The organism is Streptomyces sp. NPDC006602, from assembly GCF_042870385.1.
Lineage (GTDB): Bacteria > Actinomycetota > Actinomycetes > Streptomycetales > Streptomycetaceae > Streptomyces.
The window spans coordinates 61,903-83,485 of the sequence record NZ_JBIAHG010000020.1 but is presented as its reverse complement, the minus strand read 5'-3'; the positions used below and the strand labels follow the sequence as shown (position 1 = coordinate 83,485).

The window sequence follows — 21,583 nt, the reverse complement described above, 5'->3', positions numbered from 1 at the left end:
GGCCGCGAGGGCCGAAGTCCGGCCGAGCTACCCCCAGTTGGGCGACTCGGCCGAAAACCGACCCCGGCGGACCCCACTGGGCCCGGTCGTCGACTACAGCCTCGGGTCCACCGGCTCCGACTCCAGGGCCAGCACCCCGAACACTGCCTCGTGGACCCGCCACAGCGGCTCGCCCTCGGCCAGCCGGTCGAGGGCCTCCAGGCCGAGCGCGTACTCGCGGATCGCCAGCGACCGCTTGTGGTTGAGGAACCTCTGGCGGAGCCGGGTGAGGTTGTCCGGGCGGGTGTACTCCGGACCGTAGATGATCCGCAGGTACTCGCGGCCGCGGCACTTGATGCCGGGCTGCACCAGACGCCCCTGCTCGGTGCGTACCACAGCCCCGACCGGCTTGACGACCATGCCCTCGCCGCCGCGGCCCGTCATCTCCAGCCACCAGTCGACGCCCGCCCGCACCGACTCCGGGTCGGCGGTGTCGACGTACAGGCGCCGGGTGGTCTGGAGCAAACCGGTGCTGTCGTGCTCCACGAGCCGGTCCAGCAGGCCGAGCTGCTCGTCGTGCGGCAGGGCGGCGAGGCTGCGGCCCTGCCCGGCGAGGATCTGGAACGGTGCCAGGCGGACGCCGTCGAGGCCGTCCGTGGTCCAGCAGTAGCGCCGGTAGGCGTCCGTGAACCTCGCGGCGGCGTCGGCCCGTTCGCGCTGACGGGTCAGCAGGTCCGACACGTCGACGCCGCGGGCCGCCGCGCCCTGCAGGGCGGCCAGCGCACCCGGGAAGACCGCGCCGGAGGCGGCGCCCACAGCGGCGTACTGCGACCGCAGCAGACCGGATGCCTTCAGCGACCACGGCATCAGTTCGGCGTCCAACAGGAGCCAGTCGGTGTCGAGTTCGGCCCAGAGGCCGGCCTCTTCGATCGCCGACCTGAGGCGGCCGAGGATCTCCTCGGTCACCGACTCGTCGTCGAAGAACGGGCGGCCGGTGCGCGTGTAGAGCGAGCCCGTGGGGCCGTCAACGCCGAAGCGCTTGCGGGCCGCCTCCGCGTCCCGGCACACCAGGGCCACCGCCCGCGAGCCCATGTGCTTCTCCTCGCACACGACCCGCTCGACGCCGTCCTCCTTGTACTGGGCGAAGGCCTCGGCCGGGTGCTCCAGGTAGCCCTCGATGTGCGAGGTGGCGGTCGGCGCCATGGTCGGCGGCAGGTACGGCAGCAGCCGCGGGTCCACCGCGAAGCGGCTCATGACCTCCAGTGCCGCCGCCGCGTTCTCCTCCCGGACCGACACCCGGCCGGCGTGCCGTGTCTCCACGACCCGGCGCCCGTGCACGTCCGCGAGATCGAGCGGGCGTCCGTCGTGCCCGCCCGGCGCCTCGCTGCGCAGCGGCTTCGTCGGCTCGTACCAGACCTGCTCCGCGGGTACGTCGACCAGCTCGCGCTCCGGCCAGCGCAGTGCGGTGAGCTTGCCGCCGAAGACGGCGCCGGTGTCCAGGCAGATGGTGTTGTTGAGCCACGTGGCCTCGGGGACCGGGGTGTGGCCGTACACCACGGCCGCCCGGCCCCGGTAGTCCTCCGCCCACGGATAGCGCACCGGCAGCCCGAACTCGTCGGTCTCGCCGGTGGTGTCGCCGTACAGGGCGTGCGAGCGGACCCGGCCGGAGGTGCGGCCGTGGTACTTCTCGGGCAGACCGGCGTGGCAGACGACCAGCCGGCCGCCGTCGAGGACGTAGTGGCTGACCAGTCCGTCGATGAACTCCCGGACCTCGGCGACGAACTCCTCGTTCTCGCCGTCCATCTGCTCGATGGTCTCGGCGAGTCCGTGGGTGTGCTGGACCTTGCGGCCCTTGAGGTAACGGCCGTACTTGTTCTCGTGGTTGCCGGGCACGCACAGGGCGTTGCCCGACTTCACCATCGACATCACGCGGCGCAGCACGCCCGGACTGTCCGGGCCCCGGTCGACGAGGTCGCCGACGAAGACCGCGGTGCGGCCCTCCGGGTGGACGCCGTCGACGTAGCCCAACTTGCCCAGCAGCACCTCCAGTTCGGAGGCACAGCCGTGGATGTCGCCGACGATGTCGAAGGGGCCGGTGAGGTGGGTCAGGTCGTTGAAGCGCTTCTCGGTGACGACGGTGGCGTTCTCGATGTCCTCGACGCCCCTCAGGATGTGCACCTTCCGGAAGCCCTCGCGCTCCAGGTGCCGCACGGAGCGGCGGAGTTCGCGGATGTGGCGTCCGATGACCCGGCGCGGCATGTCGGCGCGGTCGGTGCGGGCCGCGTTGCGCTCGGCGCACACCTCCTCCGGCACGTCGAGCACGATGGCGATGGGCAGCACGTCGTGCTTCCTGGCGAGGTCGATCAGTTGCCGTCGCGAGTCCTGCTGCACGCTGGTGGCGTCCACGACCGTACGGCGGCCCGCGGCGAGGCGCTTGCCCGCGATGTAGTGCAGGACGTCGAAGGCGTCCCGGGTCGCGCTCTGGTCGTTCTCGTCGTCGCAGACCAGGCCGCGGCAGAAGTCGGAGGAGATGATCTCGGTCGGCTTGAAGTGCCGGTGCGCGAAGGTGGACTTGCCGGAGCCGGAGGCGCCGACGAGGACGACCAGGGAGAGGTCGGTGACGGGGAGGACCCGTCCCTTGTGCTGGGTCTCGGTCATGCCGCCTTCGCCTCCTTCTCGGTCACGCTCTTCATCGTGAACACCGCCATCTGCGTGGGCGGTCCCACCTCGGGGTCGTCCGGCCCGACCGGTACGAACTCCACGCCGTAGCCGTGCCGTGCGGCCACCGCGTCCGCCCACTGGCGGAACTGCGCGCGCGTCCACTCGAAGCGGTGGTCGCCGTGCCGGACGTGTCCGGCCGGGAGGCTCTCCCAGCGCACGTTGTACTCGACGTTCGGGGTCGTCACGAGCACCGTGCGCGGACGGGCCGAGCCGAACACCGCGTACTCCAGGGCGGGCAGCCGCGGCAGGTCGAGGTGCTCGATCACCTCGCTCAGCACGGCGGCGTCGTACCCCTTGAGCCGGTTGTCGGTGTACGCCAGCGAGCTCTGGAAGAGCTGGACGCGCGAGGCCTGCCGCTCCCCCATGCGGTCCAGCTTGAGCCGCCGGGAGGCGATGGTGAGCGCCCGCATCGACACGTCGGTGCCGACGATCTCGGTGAACCGCGGGTCCTTGAGCAGCGCCTGCACCAACTGGCCCTGTCCGCAGCCGAGGTCGAGCACCCGGGCGGCACCGGACGCCTGGAGCGCGGCGATGATCGCGTCCCGGCGCTGTTCGGCGAGCGGGGTCGGCTTCTCCTCGGTCTCGGCCTCCGCCTCGACCGCGTTGTCGATCTCCTCGACCTCGGTGTCGTCGGTCTCGGCCAGCCGCACGAGTTCCAGCCGCTCCATCGCCTGTCGGGTCAGCGACCAGCGGCGCGACAGGTAACGGCTGGTGATCAGCTTCTGCTCCGGGTGCTCGGGCAGCCAGCCCTCACCGGCCCGCAGCAGCTTGTCGACCTCGTCGGGGGCCACCCAGTAGTGCTTGGCGTCGTCGAGCACGGGAAGCAGAACGTACAGGTGACGCAGCGCCTGGGCGACGGTCAGCGCGTCCGACTCCAGGACGAGACGGACGTACCGCGAGTCGCCCCACTCCGGGAACTCGCTGTCCAGCGCCACCCGTTCGGCGGTCACCGCCCAGCCGAGCGGCTCGAAGAGACCGCGTACGAGGTCCGGGCCGCCCCTCGCCGGAAGCGCGGGCACCTCGATGCGCAGCGGCCTGGTCTGTTCGGCGGCTTCGGGCCTGGCGTTGCACACGCCCCGCATCGCACTGGAGAAGACGGCGCTCAGCGCCACGGCGAGCAGCGAGGAGGCGGCGTACGGACGGTCGTTGACGTACTGCGCGAGCGCCGCGTCGGGAGCGCCGCCGCGGCCCTTGCCCTTGCCGCGCCTGACCAGTGCCACCGCGTCGACCTCCAGCAACAGCGCCGCCGTGCAGCGCTCGGCGTCCGCCTCGGGGTAGAGGACGTGCGCCTTGCCGTAGGACGTGGAGAACGCCTGCGCCTTCTCGGGATGCTTGTGCAGCAGGAAGCCGAGGTCGGTGGCGGGGCGTTCGGGGGTGCCGGTGGTACTGATCGTCAGGAACACAGGGAGGCCTCTCCGGCCGGTGGATGTGATGGGTGCCGTCCGTGCGAAAGCCCCCAGGGCGGGTGTTCCCGAGGGCTCATCAGAACGACCGTCATACGATCCCACACCCCCGCCGACCGGCGCTTTCGTTTATTCGAGCCGCTACCGCTCCGCGGCCTTCCAGGGGCCGACCCCCAGTTTTCCGGTGGTTCCGAGATCGAGGTGGGGGGTCACCATGACCGGTGCGGCGCCGGATTTCGCGCGGACTCTGACATAGGGGGCGTCGACCGCGCGACCGGCCCCGGTCGTGTTGCGCCACACCAGGTCGGCGCGGGCGCGTTCGCCCGGCTTCAGCGTCACGGGCCGGGGCGGGCCTTCGGAGCCGGTGAGGGCGGTGGTGATGGCGTCGCCGCCCTGGAGGACCTTGACACCGTCGACCGGTTCGCGGTCCGCGTCGAGGACGGTGAGCCGCGGGTAGCCCTCGACCTGGTAGTCGGCGGTTCCGCAGTTCTCCAGCCACAGTCCCACGACACGCAGCCCCATGGCGGCGTCGCCCTCGTCGACCGTGACGTTGACCCCGGAGGGGAGGCACTTGCCGGGCGCGGCCGGCGCCTCGGCCGCGGGGACGCCGGTGACCTCGGAGACCTTCACCTGCGCCACGTTCATGTCCCCGCCGCTCCCCATGGTGAGCGGCATCTCGACGGTCCCTCGCACGGTTCGGCCGGGGCCTACGTCGTACACGGTCTGCCGGGTGTTGGTCATCTTCTCACCGGTGGCCGTCGTGAAGTCGAACAGAACCGTGTACGTCAGCGCTTCGGAGCTGTCGTTGACCACCTCGTAGGCGGCGGAGATCGAGGCGTGCGCGGAGACGATCCCGGGCGTCGGGGAGGGCGGAAGGGTCACGCCGGTGACCCGCACACCGTCCAGCCCGGGATCGGAGACCGGGGACACCGAGCTCTGGGGCGATGCGCCGGCCGGGGCGCTCAGGGAATCGGCGTGTTCCGATCCGCAGCCCGTCGCGAGCAGGGCCGCGGCGGCGAGGACCGGCAAGAGGGGGGTGGCTCTTCGCATCGGGCCAGCCCATCAGCACCTGATCATTCCCTCTGTGGTGGAGGCCACAGTTCCGGCCACAGGCCTGTCACAGTGGCCTCCTGGGACCTCTGGGACCTCCTGTCGGTCCGCTGCCGCCCTACGACAGTTGCCGCCCTACGACAGTTTCCGCGCTACGACAGCTGCGACTGCACCTGCGAGGAGATCAGCTCCAGGTGGTCCAGGTCGGACAGGTCCAGGATCTGGAGGTACATCCGCTCGGAGCCGATCTCCGCATAGCGGCCGATCTTGTCGACGACCTCTGAGGGGCTGCCGGCCAGACCGTTGACCTTCAGTTCGTCGACCTCGCGGCCGATGGCGGCGGCGCGGCGGGCGACCTCCTGGTCGTCCTTGCCGACGCAGACGACGAGCGCGTTGGAGTACGTGATCTCGGCGGCCTCGCGGCCGGCCGCCTCGGCGGCGGCCCGCACCCGGCCGAACTGGTTCTCGCAGTCCTCGAACGAGCCGAACGGCATGTTGAACTCGTCGGCGTACTGTGCCGCCAGCCGCGGGGTACGGGTGGCGCCCTGGCCGCCTATGAGCACGGGCACCTTGGCCTGCGCCGGCTTGGGCAGCGCGGGCGAGTCGGTGAGGTCGTAGTACGTGCCGTGGAAGTCGTAGGTCTCGCCGACCTCAGTCGCCCACAGCCCGGTGACGATCTCCAGCTGCTCCTCCAGCCGCGCGATCTTCTCCTTCGGGAACGGGATGCCGTACGCCTTGTGCTCCTCCTCGAACCAGCCCGCGCCCAGGCCCAGTTCGACCCGGCCGCCGGACATCTGGTCGACCTGCGCGACCTGGATGGCGAGCACGCCGGGCAGCCGGAACGTTCCGGCGGTCATGAGCGTGCCGAGGCGTATGCGCGTGGTTTCGCGGGCGAGGCCGGCGAGGGTGATCCAGGCGTCGGTGGGGCCGGGGAGGCCGTCCACGTCACCCATCTTCAGGTAGTGGTCGGAGCGGAAGAATGCGTCGAAACCGAGGTCTTCGGTGGCCTTGGCGACGGTGAGAAGAGTGTCGTACGTGGCGCCCTGCTGGGGCTCGGTGAAGATGCGGAGATCCATGCCTCCATCCTGCACTCCGTGCACACGGTCAACCTCACCGGTCCCTGCGGTCACCCCGATGCCCGGGCGGGTGAAAATCCGTCAAGGTCGCGCAGCCCGGCGCCACCGGGTGCCGCTGCGCCCACCCGTACCGCCCCAGCGGCACGACTACCCGCAGCTGCGGCGGGGGCTGCTGCCTCGGCGGCGGTGGCGGCGAGGGGTCCCGCGGACTGACGACCCACCTACGCCGGTAACGCCTCGTCTCTGTCCGCCAGTCTGCGGAGCATCTGCAGGACGCGGTCCCTTGACTCGTCCGCCGCGTCGATGGCTTCCATGCACTGCCAGTACGTGGTCTCGTCGTCCGCGGCGGAGGCGAGGCCGACGAGGGCGATGCCGACCTCGCCGAGGAGGCCGCCGAGGCACAGGAGGGCCTGGCGGGCGTCGCCCAACTCGGTGAGCTGGGCGGCGCGGAGGTGGTCCGTGTCGATGTCCGGGCGGTCGAGGACACCGCAGCCTCTGCCCGCCAGCTCGGTCAATCCCAGTGCCTCGCCCCGTAGTTCGGGCGGTCCGGCGACCGCGAGGCGGCTGCCGATGGCCTGGGCCAGGGCCTGCGCCTGCCACACCTCCGCCATGACCTCCGGCGCGTCACCGCCGGCCGCCAGGGCCCGCCTGCTCGTCACGATCAGCCGCACAGCGTCCATACGCTGCCCCCGTCTGTCCCGACGCGCTCATGGCACGTCCGCCCGCACTCCCTTGTCCACTACCCAGAGTGAGAGCCGTTGAGACGAAAAACCAGAGGAAGGCGGAAATCTGCGGACAACGAAACGGTTTCGGCTCGCCATTCAACTACGCACAGTGAAAGCGGACTTCACGGCTCCTGTCATTGGTCCTACGGCGCCGGGAACCTACGCTCGTTCCGGTCGATCTTCGCGTCCAGCGCCGCCAGCGGGTCGATGCCGAGCACCTCGCACAGCTGCAGCAGATACGCGAGGACGTCGGCCACCTCGTCCGTGACCCGGTGCGCGGTGTCGGGGTCGGCCATGACGTCGGCGGACTCCTCGGGCGTCAACCACTGGAAGATCTCGACCAGCTCGGACGCCTCCACGCTGAGCGCGGCGACGAGGTTCTTGGGGGTGTGGTACGGCTGCCAGTTGCGCGCGGCGGCGAACTCGGCCAGCCTGCGCTGCAGTTTCGCCACGTCGAGAGGTTCGGTCACGCGTCAAGGTGTACCACCGTGACTCCCGTGTGCCCGGCGGTCCAGGACGCGTCGCTCACCGCGCCGACCAGGCGGATGTGCCCCCGGTCGCACATGCGGGCGGCGAGCCGCAGCAGTTCGGTGCGCTGCCGTGGGTCCAGGCCGCGGTCGAGGTTGTCGGCGAGCACGGTGAGCGTCTGCAGGGCCGCCGGTACCTCGCCGACCGGGTCGACCTCCAGCACGCCGGGCCCGGTGAACAGCACCAGGGCGAGCGCGAGGTACCTCAACTCCCCGTCGCCCAGCCGTCCGAGCCGCGTCCGGACCCCGTCGCCCCGGTCGAGCAGGGCGCGTACGGTCCCGTCGGTGAGCGCTTCTGCGTACAGGTCGGTGACGGGGCCGGTGCATCCGGCGCGTACCGCCGCGACCAGTTGTGCGTGGCGGCGGGTGCACTCGGCGCGGGTGCGCCAGAGCACGTCGGCGAGGTTGTCGCAGCCGCCGAGCAGGCGTCCGGGGCCGGTCGGGACGGGGGCGCGCATCCGGCCGGGCCGTGGATCGCAGGCGAAGACGGAGCGCAGGGCGACGACCATCTGCTCGGCGGCGGCGAGCACCCTGCGCTGCCCGTCCGTCTTGCCGGCGACGCGCAGCGGGAGCAGGGCCGTGCCGAGCCGGTCGTCGGGCAGCGGGGCGCGGGTGACCGATGCGGAGCCCGCCGTGTGCCAGGCGGCCTGCACGGTGCGCGCCGAGGGGTCGCGCAGGGCGCTCTGCAGGAGGACCAGGCCGTCCGTCGACAACCGCTCGCCCACGACGCGCAGTTCGGGTTCCGCCTGGATCGCGACGTCGAGCCGGACCGGGCCCTCGGGTCCCTCGGCCGTGCAGCCGATGCGGAAGCCGCGCCGGCGCTGGGCGTCGGGCCGGGCCCGGTCGGGCACGCAGGCGACCGGGTCCGGGAACACCTCACCGAGGGCGGCCCCGCCACCGAGCCGGGCGAGTGCCTCGTACGCCCGCAGTGCCGTCGTCTTGCCGCAGCCGCTGGGCCCCACGAGCAGGGTGAGCGGGCCGAGCGGGAAGCCGGCACGCCGGTGCCCGGCGAAGGCGGACAGCCGGAGCTCGGTGACGCACGGCCGGTCCGGACGCCCCCTGCCGTCCCCGGAGGGCACCGGAGAGGCGGGTACGGCGGACATGGGGGACGTGCAGGACACGGTCATGTGCGGACCGTAGGACTCCGCCGCCAGGAGAACCGTTCCGCCCCGAGCACCTTCCTACGATCGGGGGACCGGCCTCACGTGCCGGGCACGCCGACCCCCTCCATCAGTCCGGTCACCTCGGTGCCGGCCGGTGTGAGCAGGAACACGTTCCGCTCCACGCGGTGCATTCCACTCGCCAGACCGAAGACGACACCCGTGCTGAAGTCGAGGATGCGTTTGGCGACGTCGGTCTCCGCGGCGGTGAGGTCGAGGAGGACGGGTATGCCCGCCATCAGCGTCTCGGCGACCTCGCGGGCGTCCGCGAACACTGTGACTCGCAGCACGACGAAGCGGCGCCGGGTCTCGGTCTCGGCCTCGGGCCGGGACCGGTGACCGACCGAGGACGGCCAGGCGTCCCGGCCGCGCAACGGTACGACCTGGGCGAGCCCCTCCCACTGTTCGTCGGTGACATCGTGGCTGTTCACCGGCATGCTCCGTTCTCGGCTCGCACTGCTGTCTGCATCGGGCAATTCTTACGCATGGTCACCCGTTCGGCCCAACACGACACGCTCCGCGACTCCCTCACACTGTCCCCGGAACGGCTGTGCAGCGGGCTTAACCCCTGGTGATCAAGTCGTGTCACATAGGCGTAACGGGCAATTCGTACGGTTGCGGCATGACGACGACCCCCCGGACGCAGCAGGTACGGACGGTCTGCTCGTACTGCGGTGTGGGCTGCGGCATGCTGCTCGACGTCGGGATGGGCCCGGACGGCAGGCGTACGGTCCTGAAGGCGTCCGGCGACAAGGCGCACCCGGCGAACGCGGGCCGGCTGTGCACCAAGGGCGCGACCACGGCCGAGATGCTCGCCGCGCCCGGCCGGCTGACCACCGCGCTGGTGCGGGACGACCGGGGCGAGGAGCCGGTGCCGGTGCCCGTGACCGACGCGATCGCCGAGACCGCGCGGAAGCTGCGCACGATCATCGACGAGCACGGGCCGGACGCGGTCGCCTTCTATGTCTCCGGGCAGATGAGCCTGGAGGCCCAGTACCTGGCGAACAAGCTGGCCAAGGGGTTCGTGCGGACCAACCAGATCGAGTCGAACTCGCGGCTGTGCATGGCCAGCGCGGGTGCCGGATACAAGCTGTCGTTGGGCGCCGACGGGCCGCCCGGTTCGTACGAGGACTTCGACCGGGCGGATGTCTTCCTGGTCATCGGGTCGAACATGGCCGACTGCCATCCGATCCTGTTCCTGCGGATGATGGAGCGGGTCAAGGCCGGGGCCAAGCTGATCGTCGTGGACCCGCGGCGCACCGCCACCGCCGCGAAGGCGGACCTCTTTCTGCAGGTCAAGCCGGGTACCGACCTCGCCCTGCTGAACGGGCTGCTGTACCTGCTGCACGAGAACGGGCACACCGACCCCGACTTCATCGCCGCGCACACCGAGGGCTGGGAGGCGATGCCGGGGTTCCTGGCCGACTACGCGCCCGCCGCCGTCGCGGAGATCACCGGGATCGCCGAGGACGACCTGCGCGAGGCCGCGCGGCTGATCGGCGAGGCCGGTGAGTGGATGAGCTGCTGGACCATGGGGCTCAACCAGTCCACGCACGGCACCTGGAACACGAACGCCCTGGTCAACCTGCATCTGGCGACCGGCGCGATCTGCCGTCCGGGCAGCGGACCCTTCTCCCTCACCGGCCAGCCCAACGCGATGGGCGGGCGCGAGATGGGCTACATGGGACCGGGGTTGCCGGGGCAGCGGTCGGTGCTCGTGCCCGAGGAGCGGGCGTTCGTCGAGGAGCTGTGGGAGCTGTCCCCTGGGACCGTCCGGGCCGACGGGGTCGGCAAGGGCACCGTCGAGATGTTCCAGAAGATGGCCGGCGGTGAGATCAGGGCCTGCTGGATCATCTGCACCAACCCGGTCGCCTCGGTCGCCAACCGCCGTACCGTCATCGAGGGCCTGGAGGCCGCCGAGTTCGTCGTCACCCAGGACGTCTTCGGCGACACCGAGACCAACGCGTACGCCGATGTGGTGCTGCCCGGCGCGATGTGGACCGAGGGCGAGGGTGTCTTCGTCAACAGTGAGCGCAACCTCACGCTGACCCGGGCGGTGGTCGATCCGCCCGGGGAGGCGATGGCGGACTGGCGATTGATCGCGGCCGTGGCACGGGAGATGGGGTACGAGAAGGGGTTCTCGTACGAGAGCGCCGAGGAGATCTTCGAGGAGATCCGGCGCTTCTGGAACCCCGTGACCGGGTGGGATCTGCGCGGGGTGACGTACGAGCGGCTGCGGTCGACGTCCGTGCAGTGGCCGGCCGCCGCGGAGGACGGGCCCGAGCGCAATCCGATCCGGTACGTCGAGGACGAGGGCGGGCCGCGGTTTCCAACCGCCAGTGGCCGGGCCGTCTTTCACGCGCGGCCGCACCTGCCGGCCGCCGAGATGCCGGACGACGACTACCCGTTCGTGCTGAACACCGGGCGGGTGCAGCACCAGTGGCACACGCTGACGAAGACGGGGAAGGTCGCCAAGCTCAACAAGCTGAACTCCGGGCCGTTCGTGGAGCTGCATCCCGAGGACGCGCGGGAGCTGGGGGTCGCGGACGGCGACCGGGTGGAGGTCGCCTCGCGGCGGGGGCGGGCGGTGCTGCCCGCGGTGGTGACCGACCGGGTGCGGCCGGGGGCCTGTTTCGCGCCGTTCCACTGGAACGACCTGTTCGGGGAGTACCTGAGCGTCAACGCCGTCACGAGCGACGCGGTGGATCCGGTGTCGTTCCAGCCGGAGTTCAAGGTGTGCGCGGTGTCGCTGACACGCGTGGCGGCACCACAGGCGGCCCCCGCTGAGGTCATCCTCCCGACCGCCGTCACGCCGGGCGCGGACCCCTTCGGGCTCGCCCCGGCCCCGCCGCCCGTCCTCACCTCTCAGGAACGGCTCTACCTCACCGGCTTCCTCGCGGGCATCAGCTCCGGCGCCCCCGGCATCCCGGTGCTCCCGCCGGACGCGCCCTTCAGCCCGGAGCACGCGCTGTGGGTGAACGGCGTCCTCGCCGGCATGTACTCGCGGACCACGGCCGAGCCCCAGGTCCGGCGCGGCCGCGAGATCGTCATCCTGTGGGCCTCGCAGACCGGCAACGCCGAGGAGTTCGCCTCGGCCGTCGCCGACCGGCTGTCCGAGAGCGGGCACACGACGAGGCTCGTCGGCATGGACGACACCGACCCGGGCACACTGCCGACCGGCGCCGATCTGCTGCTGATCACCAGCACCTTCGGCGATGGGGACGCTCCGGACAACGGCTCCGGCTTCTGGGAGGCGCTGTCCGGGGAGCAGGCCCCGCGCCTGGAAGGGGTCCGCTACGCCGTCCTGGCCTTCGGCGACTCCTCCTACAACGACTTCTGCGGGCACGGGCGCCGGCTGGACGCCCGGCTGGACGAGCTGGGCGCGGTGCGACTGGCGCCGCGTACGGACTGCGAACCGGACTTCGAGCTGTCGGCCGACGCGTGGCTGGACGAGGTGCTCGGCGCGCTGGCCGCCAAGACCGACGTCCACGAGCCCGCGACGGATACGCGGCCCCCGGCCCCGAAGCCCGCCCGCTCCCCCAAGCCCGCCCCCATCGCCGCACGTCTCGTCGGCAACCGGCTGCTCAGCCGGCCCGGCGCGGGCAAGGAGGTCAGGCGGTTCACGTTCGACACCAGCGGGACGCCCCTGACGTACGAGGCCGGGGACGCGCTCGGGGTGCGGCCGGTCAACTCGCCCGAACTGGTGAAGGAGTGGCTCGCTGCGACCGGGGTCGAGGGATCAACCTCCGTGTCGCTGGAGGGCGTTGGCGAGGTGCCCTTCGCCGAGGCCCTGCACCGGCACCTCGACATCACGAAGATCACCCCCGACCTGCTCCGCTTCGTCGCCGAACACGTGCGTGACGACCGGGAGTTGCGCAGGCTGCTGCGCCCCGACAACAAGGACGGCCTGGCACAGTGGAGTTGGGGCCGCCAGGCGGTGGACGTGCTCGCCGAGCACCCCGTGCGGGCGGACGCGCAGAACTGGGCGGACGTGCTGAAGAAGCTGCAACCGCGGCTGTACTCCATATCGTCCAGCCCGCTCGTCGACCCGCACCAGGTCTCGCTCACGGTGTCCGTCGTGCGCTACGAGAACCTGTACGGCCGTCCGCGCGGCGGGGTCTGCTCGCCCTTCCTCGCCGACTCGGACGCGGACACCGAGGTACCGGTGTTCGTGCAGCGCTCCCCGCACTTCCGGCCGCCCGCCGACGCCTCGACGCCGATGGTGATGGTCGGCCCGGGCACGGGCGTCGCGCCCTTCGTCGGCTTCCTCCAGGAGCGGCGCGCGCTCGGTCACCGGGCGCCCAACTGGCTGTTCTTCGGCGAACAGCACCGCTCCACCGACTTCTACTACGAGGACGAGCTGACCGCGCTCCTCGACGAGGGCGCCCTGACCCGCCTCGACCTCGCCTTCTCCCGGGACCAGCGCAACAAGGTCTACGTGCAGGACCGGATGATCGAGCACGGCCCCGAGCTGTGGCGCTGGCTCCAGGACGGCGCCCACTTCTACGTCTGCGGCGACGCCTCCCGCATGGCCAAGGACGTGGACCGGGCCCTCAGGGACATCGCGGTCGCGCACGGCGGGCTGGACGAGGCCGAGGCGGCGGCGTGGGTGAAGCAGCTGGCGGCGGCGAAACGGTACGTACGGGACGTCTACTAGAGTCCCGCCCGCCGAGGCACCCTTTGCCCGGGATGCCCGATTCTTACTGCCCTCACACCGGACTCTTCACCTCCATCGGCACCCCGCTCACCAGGCACGATTAGCGTCCGGTGGCGTGCTCCTGGCAGATACCCAGCTGTCGGCGCCCGGCCGGCGAATCCAGTCGGCGGTGTCCGTCGCCCAAGAACCCCCCGCGCAGTGGCATCGCGTCCTGACGCTGCTCGCCGACATCAGCCTTCTCATCGGTACGCGGTCGGTGTGGACGCAGGCAGCCGGCCACCGGCTCCCGCTGGCCGCGGTGATCTGCGTGTGCTACGCCTCGATCCTGGTGTGCGGGGTGCTGGCGCTGGTGGTGCGCCGGGAGCGGTCGCTGGCGCGGGTGGATCTGTGCGTCCTGGTGACCGCGGTGACGCTCGCCCTGTCCGCGCTCGCGCTCTACCACCGGGGCTCCGACGAGGCCGCCCTCACCACGCAGGCCGCCCGGGAGCTGGTCGCCGGGCACGCCGTCTACGGACAGCCGTGGCCCTGGCTCTTCGGCCACCCCGGTGTCGGCCTCACCCCGACGATCGCCGGCGGCTACGACCTCACGTACGGCTATCCCCCGCTGGCCCCGCTGCTGACCGCGCCCCTGCTGTGGCTGGGGCACGGCAGCATGCCCGCGACGGTACTGACCACCGGCGCGCTGGTCGTCGCCACGGTCGTTCTGTGGCGACTGCTGCCCGGACCGTGGCGGTCGGCGGCGACCATGGTGTGCCTCGGCTTCGGCCTGCTGCCCACGTACGCCCGGCTCGGCTACCCGGCGATCCTGGCCCTGGCCCTGCTGGTGCCGGTGGTGGTGCGCTGGCCGCGGATCGGGCGGGGCGGACGGCTCGGCCCGGCCGGGCTCGCTCAGGCCGCCTGCCTCGGAGCGGCGTGCGCGGCGCAGCAACTGCCGTGGTTCCTGGCGCCGTTCCTGCTGGCCGGCATCTACGCCGTGCGGCGCGGGGAACTGGGCGCGCGGGCGGCGGCGCTGGTGGTGCTGCGGGTCGTCGGGGCCGCCGTCACCGTATGGCTGCTGATCAGCACGTACTTCATCGTGAGCGAGCCGGGTCCCTGGTTCGCCGGCATCGCCCTGCCGCTGACGCAGGGGGCGGTGCTGCACGGGCAGGGCCTGGTGGACGTCTCGCTCTACTTCACCGACGGCAGCGACCGGCTCGTCTGGTACTCGCGTGCGAGTCTGCTGCTGGTCGCGGGCCTGCTGGGGCTGTTCGTGCTGTTCATGCGGCGGCTGGGACCCGCGGCGACCGTCCTGCCGTGGTGCGCCTTCTATCTGGCGACGCGTTCGCAGGACGGCTACTACCTGATGATGACGCCGCTGTGGCTGGCGGCGGCGGTGACCGCACCCCCGTCGGAGTTCACCGACGCGTGGGAGCCGCGGCCGCGCCCGCTGTCCGGGCCTCCCCCACTCTCGGCTTCGCTCGAGCGGGAGGACCCCCATCGGCATCCGGCGCGGGTCGCGGCGGCCGTACTGCTGCTGGCGCCCGCGCTGGTGAGTGCGGTGCTGGCGGTGACCGGGACGCCTCCGCTGCGGATGCGGGTCGCCTCGGTGCAGCAGGCTTCGGCGACGGCTCTCTCCCGCCTGACCCTGCGGGTCAGCAACAGGGACGACGCCGCCCTGACGCCCCACTTCACGCTCACCACGGGCCAGGGCATGGACGCGTACTGGTCGATCGTGCGCGGTCCGGCCGCCCTGCCCGCGCACACGACGGCGACGTACGAACTCCGGCCGCCGGGCGGGACATACGCCCTGCCCCGACAGCCGGGCGTACGGATTCGGCTGCGGGCCTTCACGCCCTCGCCGCAGACGCTGTCGAGCGCCTACATCACGCTGCGGTCCGGCTGAAGCGGAGCGTGGTCGTGACCGTGGTCGCGCCGCGGATCATGCCCATCTGGTTCCAGCCCATGCCGAACTGGTCACGGTCCACGGTGAATTCGGCGTTCAGGGTGAGCGCCTCGGCGTCCGCTTCGACGAGGCTCGCGGTGAAGGTCAGGGGCCTGCTGATGCCGCGCGCGGTGAGCTGACCGACGATGTGAACCGTCTTGTCGTCGCGGAGTTCGGCGCTGCGGACGGTGAGGGTGATCTCGGGGTGGTTGTCGACGTCGAAGAAGTCGGCGGACCGAAGGTGGGTGTCGCGCTTGGCGTTCTTGGTGTCCAGGGAGGCGGCGTCCAGCGTGAGGGTGCCGACGGCCGAACCGTCGGGGCGCACCTCGCCCTGGCCCGCGAAGCCGGAGAAGGTGCCCTTCACCGTGACCAGGCCCCACATCGTCTTGTGCTTCAGCGCGACGGTGGAGGCGGTGCGGTCGAGCTGCCACGTACCTGTTTCGACGGTGACGGTCATGATTTTCCTGCTCCTGTCGTACAAATTTGGATGACCTGACAGTAGCCAATAATCCAAAGTTGGACAACAGGTAGAATCGAATTCATGGCCGACCTGCCCGAATGCCCCTCCGCGTCCGACGACAGCCTCCTTCCGGACGAGCTGCGCGCGTGGATGCTCGTGCTGGCCTCCACCGGGGCCGTGGAGCAACGGCTGCGCTCCGTCGTCAAGGAACGGCTCGACGTCTCGCACGACGAGTTCCTGGTCCTGTGCCTGCTGGCCGAGCAGCCCACGGGCCTGCGCATGACGCAGATCGCGGAGCTCCTGGGCCGCCCCAAGACCCGGCTCACCTACCAGATCGCCTGCCTCCAGCACGCCGGCCTCGTCACCCGCCAGGCGGTCTGCGGCGACAAGCGGGGCGTCGAGGTGGCCCTCACGGACAAGGCGCGACGCCTGCTGGCCGAATCCTCCGGGCAGCTGGCCGAGACGGTGCTCCAGGCGCTGGACCAGTTCATGGGGCCGGCCCAGCGCGAGGCGATGCGCGCGCTGCTGCCGGGTCTGGCCTCGGAGGCGGACGCCCAGTAGGCCCCGTGTCGTCGGCGCGGCCGTGGGGTACCCGGTCGCCCCGTGCCCCGGGCACGGCGGCCACTGCTGCGCCGACACGCGAGGAGGGCCCCATGGGCGCGCTGGACCTGCCCGATCCCGTCACGAGGCGAGCGGCCGTGCCGCCGGTCGACGCGGCGGCGCTGGAGACCGCCCTTCGGGAGCGGGTCGACGGCGAGGTCCGGTTCGACGCGGGCAGCCGGGCCGCCTATTCCACGGACGCCTCCAACTTCCGGCAGACGCCGATCGGCGTGGTCGTACCCCGTACGCCCGAAGCCGCCGCGGAGGCGGTGGCCGTGGCGCGTGCGTACGACGTGCCCGTGCTGTCCCGGGGCGGTGGGACCAGTCTGGCCGGGCAGTGCACCAACACGGCCGTGGTCATCGACTGGTCGAAGTACTGCGCCCGGCTGGAGTCCGTGGACGAGGACGCCCGTACGTGTGTCGTGCAGCCCGGCATCGTGCTGGACGAGCTGAACCGGCAACTCGCGCCCACCGGGCTGCGCTTCGGGCCGGAACCCGCCACCCACGCGAACTGCACGATCGGCGGCATGATCGGCAACAACTCCTGCGGGGCCACCGCGCAGGCGACCGGCAAGGTCGTCGACAACATCGCCCGCCTGGAGGTGCTGCTCTACGACGGCACCCGCTTCTGGTGCGGCACGACCGCCGACGAGGAGTACGCGGAGATCGAGCGGCACGGCGACCTCAGGGCGGCGGTCTACCGCCGGCTGCGCGCCCTGCGCGACACCTACGCCGACGAGATCCGCCGCCGCTACCCGGACATCCCCCGCCGGGTCTCCGGCTACAACCTCGACTCACTGCTCCCGGAGCACGACTTCGACGTCGCGGGACTGCTGGTCGGCAGCGAGTCGACGCTGGTGACGGTCCTGCGCGCCGAGTTGGAGCTGGTGCCGGTCGTCAAGGAACGCACGCTGGTGGTGCTGGGGTTCGGGGACATCGCCCGGGCCGCGGAAGCGGTGCCGACGATCCTGCCGCACGAACCGATCGCGCTGGAGGGCGTCGACTCCAAGCTGATCCGCGACGAACAGCTCAAGCACCTCAACCCGAAGGCCCTCGCCGAACTCCCCGAAGGACACGCCTTCTTGATGGCCCAGTTCGGCGCGGACACGCTCGAGGAGGCGGACGAGCGGGCGCACCGGATGCTCGACGCGCTGCGCGAGTCCGAGCACGACCCCGAGGTCGCGTTCATGGACGACCCGGTCCGCGAGGAGGAGTTGTGGCAGGTCCGCGAGGCCGGTCTCGGCGCCACCGCGCACGTGCCGGGCCGGCCCGACACCTTCGAGGGTTGGGAGGACTCCGCCGTCCCGCCCGAGCGGCTCGGCGACTATCTGCGCCGACTGCGCGGCCTGTACGAGGAGTTCGGCTACCAGAGCGACACCGGGCCCAGCCTCTACGGCCACTTCGGGCAGGGCTGCGTGCACACCCGGATCCCCTTCGACCTGTACTCCGCCGACGGGGTCGCCACCTACCGGCGCTTCATGGAGCGGGCGGCCGACCTGGTCGCCGAGTTCGGCGGCTCCTTCTCCGGCGAGCACGGGGACGGGCAGAGCCGGGGCGAGCTGCTGCCGCGGATGTTCGGGGACGAGCTGGTGGAGGCCTTCGGGCGACTCAAGGCCGTGTTCGACCCGGGCGACCGGATGAACCCCGGGAAGGTCGTGGCGCCGTACCGGCTCGACGAGAACCTGCGCCTCGGCGGGGACTGGGCACCGTACGCCCCCCGCGATCTCCATTTCCGCTTCCCGCACGACGGCGGGTCCTTCGCCGAGGCCGCCAACCGGTGCGTGGGCGTGGGGAAATGCCGGCAGCACACCAACCAGGGCGGCGCGGTGATGTGCCCGTCCTACCAGGTGACCATGGAGGAGGAGCACTCCACGCGCGGACGGGCCCGGCTGTTGTTCGAGATGCTCGACGGACACGGCGACAGCGCCATCCGGGACGGCTGGCGGTCGGAGGCGGTGCGCGACGCGCTCGACCTGTGCCTGGCGTGCAAGGGCTGCAAGAAGGACTGCCCGGCCGACGTGGACATGGCCACGTACAAGGCGGAGTTCCTGTCCCACCACTACGAGGGCCGCCCGTGGCGCAGGCCGCGCGCCCACCTGTCGATGGGCTGGCTGCCCGCCGTCGCCCAGGCGGTCGGCCGGGCGCGGCTCGGCCCGGTCGTCAACGCGCTCACGCACACGCCCGGGTTGTCGAAGGCCGCGGTGGCCGTGGCGGGGGTGGAGGAGCGGGAGGTGCCGCTGTTCGCCGGGGAGACGCTGCAGCAGTGGTTCGCGCGGCACGAGCGGTACGGCGACGGGGCGCGCGGAAGCGCCCGTGGGACCGTCCGTGGAACCGGCCGTGGGAGCGTCCGTGGGACCGTTCTGTTGTGGCCGGACACCTTCACCAGCCACTTCCATCCGCACGTCGGGCAGGCGGCCGTACGGCTGCTGGAGCACGCGGGGTGGCGGGTGGTGCTGCCTCAGGAGCCGCTGTGCTGCGGACTGACCTGGATCTCGACCGGGCAACTGGCTGTTACGGAGCGGGTGTTGACCCGCACCGTGCGGCATCTCGCCGACCACGTCCGGGCGGGCGGTCTGGTCGTCGGCCTCGAACCGAGCTGTACGGCCGTGTTCCGGTCGGACGCGAGCGAGCTGTTCCCCGGCGACCGTGATGTGCGACGGCTGCGCGAACAGACCGTGACACTGGGCGAGTTGCTCACCGAGCACTCCCCCGGCTACGAGCCCCCGCACGTGCCGGACCGGTCCGCACGGGCGGTCGCCCAGGTGCACTGCCATCAGCACGCGGTGCTGGACTGGACGGCCGACGAGCGGCTGCTGCGGAGCGCCGGGGTCGACGTCGAGCGGCTGGAGTCCGGGTGCTGCGGCCTGGCCGGGAACTTCGGCTTCGAGCCCGGGCACCTGGACGTCAGCAGGGCGAGCGCTGAGCGCGTGCTGCTGCCGCGGCTGCGCGAGGAGCCGCCGGAGACCGTGGTCCTCGCCGACGGCTTCAGCTGCCGTACGCAGATCCACGAGTTCGACAGCGGCGGCCACGAGGCGGTCCACCTCGCGGAACTGCTGGCCTCGGCGCTGCCCGCGGCCGACCGTTCCGGCACACCGGGCAGCGCGTACGGCGTCGCCCCCGGCGCCCGGCCCACCCCACCCGGCCGCCCGGCCAAAGCGCTCGCCCTGGCCGGGACCGGCCTGGCCACGCTCGGCACGGCGGCCGAGCTGGCACGGAGACTGCGCCGCTGAGCCGCGTTGGGGCGGGCAGGGCAGCCACCTCAGTCCGCCGTCCGCCGCTTCCCCCGCGTCAGGCTGCCAGGGCGGGTGGTCGCGGGGGTTGTTCGTCCGGCGCGGTCAGCAGGGCGACAAGGGTGGCGCGGGCGCGGGCCACTCGGGAGCGGACCGTGCCGACCGGGCAGTCGGTCAGCGCGGCGGCCTCCTCGTAGGGCAGGCCCAGCAACTGGGTGAGGACGAACGCCTCCCGGCGCGCCTCGGGCAGCGTCGCCAGCAGGTCGGCCAGCGCAATGCCGTCGTCGAAGCCGGGCAGACCGCACGGCTGGGCCCGCTCGACGGCGAGCTGCCAGTCCGTCGCGTCGTGCAGCCGGGGCCGGGCCGCCGAGTACCGGTAACTGTCGATCACCGCGCGGCGCGCGATGGACAGCAGCCAGGCACGGGCGGAGGACCGGCCCTCGAACCGGTGCAGGCTGCCGAGCGCCCGCAGGAACGTGTCCTGGACCAGGTCGTCAACGGCCTGCCGATCGGCGCAGAGGTGGGCGACGTATCGGAGGACGTCGCGGTGGAGTGCGCGGACGAAGTGCTCGACGGCCTCGGCGTCACCGGCGCGGGCGGCGAGCGCCCAGGCGGTCGTCGAGTCGTCCATGGAGTCCCTTGCGGGGATCATCGGGTGTCCTTCTCGGGTCATCCGTGAGGGAGGGGGGATGGGGATGCGGCCGTACGACACCTGCGTGGGCGTACGGCGGCTGCCCGAGGCGCCGTGCGGCAGCCTCGGGTCACCAGAGCTGTCTTCAGACGACAGCCGTCCCCAGGGGCGGACCCCGAGAAGTGATCGCGTGGACGAGAAGAAGCAGGCGCGGCGCCCGGTCCGGGTGCGGGCGGCGTCCGCGCGGACGCGGGCGGTCAGGCGGGACGGGCAGCGCCAGCAGCAGCCGCAGCGGGGCCGCCAGCCATCCGGCGACGGCTCGCAGGATGCGGAAGGCGGCCCGTTCGCCGTGGGCCAGCCACAGGCCGCACAGCAGGGCGGCCAGGAGGTGGGCGGTGAGCATGCCGAAAGAGGACGTTCCACCGCTGACGGCAGAGGGCACCATGTGGCCCATGTCCATGTGGCCTAGGGCCATGGAGTCCATGCCGTCCATCTGCATCGAGCCCGTGTGGACGGAACCCGTGTGCGCGGAATCCATGTGCCGCGCATCCAGGCGCGCGGAGTCCATGTGCGAGGACCCCATGTCCGATGCCATCGAGCCGCCCGCCGACGCCCCGCCCGGCGGCTGCGCGAGCGAGAACGCCGAATGCAGGAGCGTCTGGACGGTGACCACGGCGGCCATGATGAGCACAAGCCCGCGCTCCCGCCCGGCCAGGCGCCAGCCGACCGCGCCGGTCGCGGCGAATCCGGCGGCCAGCAACCAGGCAGGTACATGTCTGCCGGACATCATGACGTGGCCCAGGGCGGCGAGCAGCACACAGACGGCCGCGAACACCGCGGCCCGTACCGTGCGTGAACCCCACCCGGCTGTCATGGCGCCTCATCCTCGCATCCAGGCTCAGATCGTCACGCTGGGGTACGGAAATCCCCGCGGAGCCTCGGACTCGTCTCCACACATGTGACCCAAGGCACGCCAACGGGGGTGCCGGGCCGACTGTTACCCGCGTGCGGCCGTGCGGCCCCGAACGCGACGTGCAACCCGCCCTGCGCCGCGAGGGTCACTCCCCCGATGGATACCAGCGACCGCTCCCGACCGCTCAGCGGACACCCGCACGCGAACACCGCCAGGAACCCGGCGACCTGCACCCAGGCGGGGCCATGCCGGTCGCCAGCGAGTGCCCCCCGGCGGCCAGCAGCACGCACAGCGCCGCGAACACCGCCGCGCGCAGCCCTCGTACCGCGGGGGACGCCTTCATGCGGCCCGATCCTGCCACCCACCCCGGGGCACCCTGTCCGCGCCCGGGAATTCCGGCACCGATTTTGCACGGGCATGACCGGACGATTCGCCTCGGTCGCCTTCCGCCGGGCGACCGCGGGTCGCTCAGTCGCATGGACGACGGGGGCGTTCGCGGTCCGGCCGGACCCGCCCCTGGCGGCCACATC

Annotated in this window: 16 protein-coding genes; 4 read left to right on the top strand and 12 right to left on the bottom strand. The window is 71.9% G+C overall.

Features of this window, described 5'->3' with window-relative positions; translation table 11 throughout:
- Nucleotides 1–93: 93 nt before the first annotated feature.
- The 8 genes from ACFYO2_RS34845 to ACFYO2_RS34810 all read right to left on the bottom strand — a co-directional run bounded on the left by ACFYO2_RS34845 (nucleotide 94) and on the right by ACFYO2_RS34810 (nucleotide 9,078).
- The gene (locus tag ACFYO2_RS34845) at nucleotides 94–2,637 is read right to left on the bottom strand and encodes a polynucleotide kinase-phosphatase (RefSeq protein ID WP_388357227.1); all 2,544 of its coding nucleotides are present in this window, start codon (nucleotides 2,635–2,637) and stop codon (nucleotides 94–96) included.
- A complete protein-coding gene (locus ACFYO2_RS34840; RefSeq protein WP_388357224.1) occupies nucleotides 2,634–4,103 on the bottom strand; it encodes a 3' terminal RNA ribose 2'-O-methyltransferase Hen1 in 1,470 nt (489 codons plus the stop codon). The genes ACFYO2_RS34845 and ACFYO2_RS34840 overlap by 4 nt, the downstream gene beginning before the upstream one ends.
- 141 nt (nucleotides 4,104–4,244) lie before the next feature.
- Nucleotides 4,245–5,153 (bottom strand): DUF4232 domain-containing protein, encoded by a 909-nt coding sequence (locus ACFYO2_RS34835; RefSeq protein ID WP_388357221.1) that lies wholly within the window; start codon nucleotides 5,151–5,153, stop codon nucleotides 4,245–4,247.
- A gap of 152 nt (nucleotides 5,154–5,305) precedes the next feature.
- Nucleotides 5,306–6,229 (bottom strand): LLM class F420-dependent oxidoreductase, encoded by a 924-nt coding sequence (locus ACFYO2_RS34830; RefSeq protein WP_388357218.1) that lies wholly within the window; start codon nucleotides 6,227–6,229, stop codon nucleotides 5,306–5,308.
- A 221-nt stretch (nucleotides 6,230–6,450) separates the two neighbouring features.
- A complete protein-coding gene (locus ACFYO2_RS34825) occupies nucleotides 6,451–6,909 on the bottom strand; it encodes a DUF6099 family protein (protein ID WP_388357215.1) in 459 nt (152 codons plus the stop codon).
- Between the two features lie 188 nt (nucleotides 6,910–7,097).
- The gene (locus ACFYO2_RS34820; protein WP_388357212.1) at nucleotides 7,098–7,424 is read right to left on the bottom strand and encodes a nucleotide pyrophosphohydrolase; all 327 of its coding nucleotides are present in this window, start codon (nucleotides 7,422–7,424) and stop codon (nucleotides 7,098–7,100) included.
- Entirely contained in the window at nucleotides 7,421–8,608 is a 1,188-nt protein-coding gene (locus ACFYO2_RS34815) for an AAA family ATPase (RefSeq protein ID WP_388357209.1), read from the bottom strand. The genes ACFYO2_RS34820 and ACFYO2_RS34815 overlap by 4 nt, the downstream gene beginning before the upstream one ends.
- 74 nt (nucleotides 8,609–8,682) lie before the next feature.
- On the bottom strand, nucleotides 8,683–9,078 hold the full coding sequence (locus tag ACFYO2_RS34810) for a cell division protein SepF (RefSeq protein ID WP_388357206.1): 396 nt from the start codon (nucleotides 9,076–9,078) through the stop codon (nucleotides 8,683–8,685).
- Nucleotides 9,079–9,263: 185 nt separating this feature from the next.
- Here ACFYO2_RS34810 and ACFYO2_RS34805 point away from each other — a divergent pair, with 185 nt between their 5' ends.
- The gene (locus tag ACFYO2_RS34805; protein ID WP_388357203.1) at nucleotides 9,264–13,298 is read left to right on the top strand and encodes a molybdopterin-dependent oxidoreductase; all 4,035 of its coding nucleotides are present in this window, start codon (nucleotides 9,264–9,266) and stop codon (nucleotides 13,296–13,298) included.
- Between the two features lie 169 nt (nucleotides 13,299–13,467).
- Nucleotides 13,468–15,180, top strand: a complete 1,713-nt coding sequence (locus ACFYO2_RS34800; protein ID WP_388357386.1) for a hypothetical protein — start codon at nucleotides 13,468–13,470, stop codon at nucleotides 15,178–15,180.
- Here the strand turns inward: ACFYO2_RS34800 and ACFYO2_RS34795 are convergent.
- Nucleotides 15,161–15,676 carry a YceI family protein gene (locus ACFYO2_RS34795; RefSeq protein WP_388357200.1) on the bottom strand — a complete coding sequence of 172 codons (516 nt, stop codon included), beginning with the start codon at nucleotides 15,674–15,676 and terminating at the stop codon, nucleotides 15,161–15,163. The two genes, ACFYO2_RS34800 and ACFYO2_RS34795, sit on opposite strands and share 20 nt — an antisense overlap.
- Before the next feature lie 84 nt (nucleotides 15,677–15,760).
- Between ACFYO2_RS34795 and ACFYO2_RS34790 the strand changes: the two genes are divergently transcribed.
- Entirely contained in the window at nucleotides 15,761–16,240 is a 480-nt protein-coding gene (locus ACFYO2_RS34790) for a MarR family winged helix-turn-helix transcriptional regulator (RefSeq protein ID WP_388357198.1), read from the top strand.
- Between the two features lie 92 nt (nucleotides 16,241–16,332).
- Nucleotides 16,333–19,509, top strand: a complete 3,177-nt coding sequence (locus ACFYO2_RS34785; protein WP_388357195.1) for an FAD-binding and (Fe-S)-binding domain-containing protein — start codon at nucleotides 16,333–16,335, stop codon at nucleotides 19,507–19,509.
- Nucleotides 19,510–19,567: 58 nt separating this feature from the next.
- On the opposite strand, the gene ACFYO2_RS34780 is transcribed toward ACFYO2_RS34785, so the two are convergent.
- The 3 genes from ACFYO2_RS34780 to ACFYO2_RS34770 form a co-directional block, all read right to left on the bottom strand.
- Complete coding sequence (locus ACFYO2_RS34780) at nucleotides 19,568–20,161, bottom strand: sigma-70 family RNA polymerase sigma factor (RefSeq protein ID WP_388357192.1); 594 nt, start codon at nucleotides 20,159–20,161, stop codon at nucleotides 19,568–19,570.
- 124 nt (nucleotides 20,162–20,285) lie between these two features.
- On the bottom strand, nucleotides 20,286–21,014 hold the full coding sequence (locus ACFYO2_RS34775; RefSeq protein WP_388357189.1) for a hypothetical protein: 729 nt from the start codon (nucleotides 21,012–21,014) through the stop codon (nucleotides 20,286–20,288).
- Nucleotides 21,015–21,237: 223 nt separating this feature from the next.
- Nucleotides 21,238–21,396, bottom strand: a complete 159-nt coding sequence (locus ACFYO2_RS34770; RefSeq protein WP_388357186.1) for a hypothetical protein — start codon at nucleotides 21,394–21,396, stop codon at nucleotides 21,238–21,240.
- Between the last annotated feature and the right edge of the window lie 187 nt (nucleotides 21,397–21,583).

What these genes read in the sequence shown, in the direction of transcription:
- ACFYO2_RS34845 (WP_388357227.1), bottom strand. Translation starts at nt 2,637, where the DNA reads ATGACCGAGACCCAGCACAAGGGACGGGTCCTCCCCGTCACCGACCTC.
- ACFYO2_RS34835 (WP_388357221.1), bottom strand. Translation starts at nt 5,153, where the DNA reads ATGCGAAGAGCCACCCCCCTCTTGCCGGTCCTCGCCGCCGCGGCCCTG.
- ACFYO2_RS34830 (WP_388357218.1), bottom strand. Translation starts at nt 6,229, where the DNA reads ATGGATCTCCGCATCTTCACCGAGCCCCAGCAGGGCGCCACGTACGAC.
- ACFYO2_RS34825 (WP_388357215.1), bottom strand. Translation starts at nt 6,909, where the DNA reads ATGGACGCTGTGCGGCTGATCGTGACGAGCAGGCGGGCCCTGGCGGCC.
- ACFYO2_RS34815 (WP_388357209.1), bottom strand. Translation starts at nt 8,608, where the DNA reads ATGACCGTGTCCTGCACGTCCCCCATGTCCGCCGTACCCGCCTCTCCG.
- ACFYO2_RS34810 (WP_388357206.1), bottom strand. Translation starts at nt 9,078, where the DNA reads ATGCCGGTGAACAGCCACGATGTCACCGACGAACAGTGGGAGGGGCTC.
- ACFYO2_RS34805 (WP_388357203.1), top strand. Translation starts at nt 9,264, where the DNA reads ATGACGACGACCCCCCGGACGCAGCAGGTACGGACGGTCTGCTCGTAC.
- ACFYO2_RS34795 (WP_388357200.1), bottom strand. Translation starts at nt 15,676, where the DNA reads ATGACCGTCACCGTCGAAACAGGTACGTGGCAGCTCGACCGCACCGCC.
- ACFYO2_RS34790 (WP_388357198.1), top strand. Translation starts at nt 15,761, where the DNA reads ATGGCCGACCTGCCCGAATGCCCCTCCGCGTCCGACGACAGCCTCCTT.
- ACFYO2_RS34785 (WP_388357195.1), top strand. Translation starts at nt 16,333, where the DNA reads ATGGGCGCGCTGGACCTGCCCGATCCCGTCACGAGGCGAGCGGCCGTG.
- ACFYO2_RS34780 (WP_388357192.1), bottom strand. Translation starts at nt 20,161, where the DNA reads ATGATCCCCGCAAGGGACTCCATGGACGACTCGACGACCGCCTGGGCG.
- ACFYO2_RS34775 (WP_388357189.1), bottom strand. Translation starts at nt 21,014, where the DNA reads ATGACAGCCGGGTGGGGTTCACGCACGGTACGGGCCGCGGTGTTCGCG.
- ACFYO2_RS34770 (WP_388357186.1), bottom strand. Translation starts at nt 21,396, where the DNA reads ATGAAGGCGTCCCCCGCGGTACGAGGGCTGCGCGCGGCGGTGTTCGCG.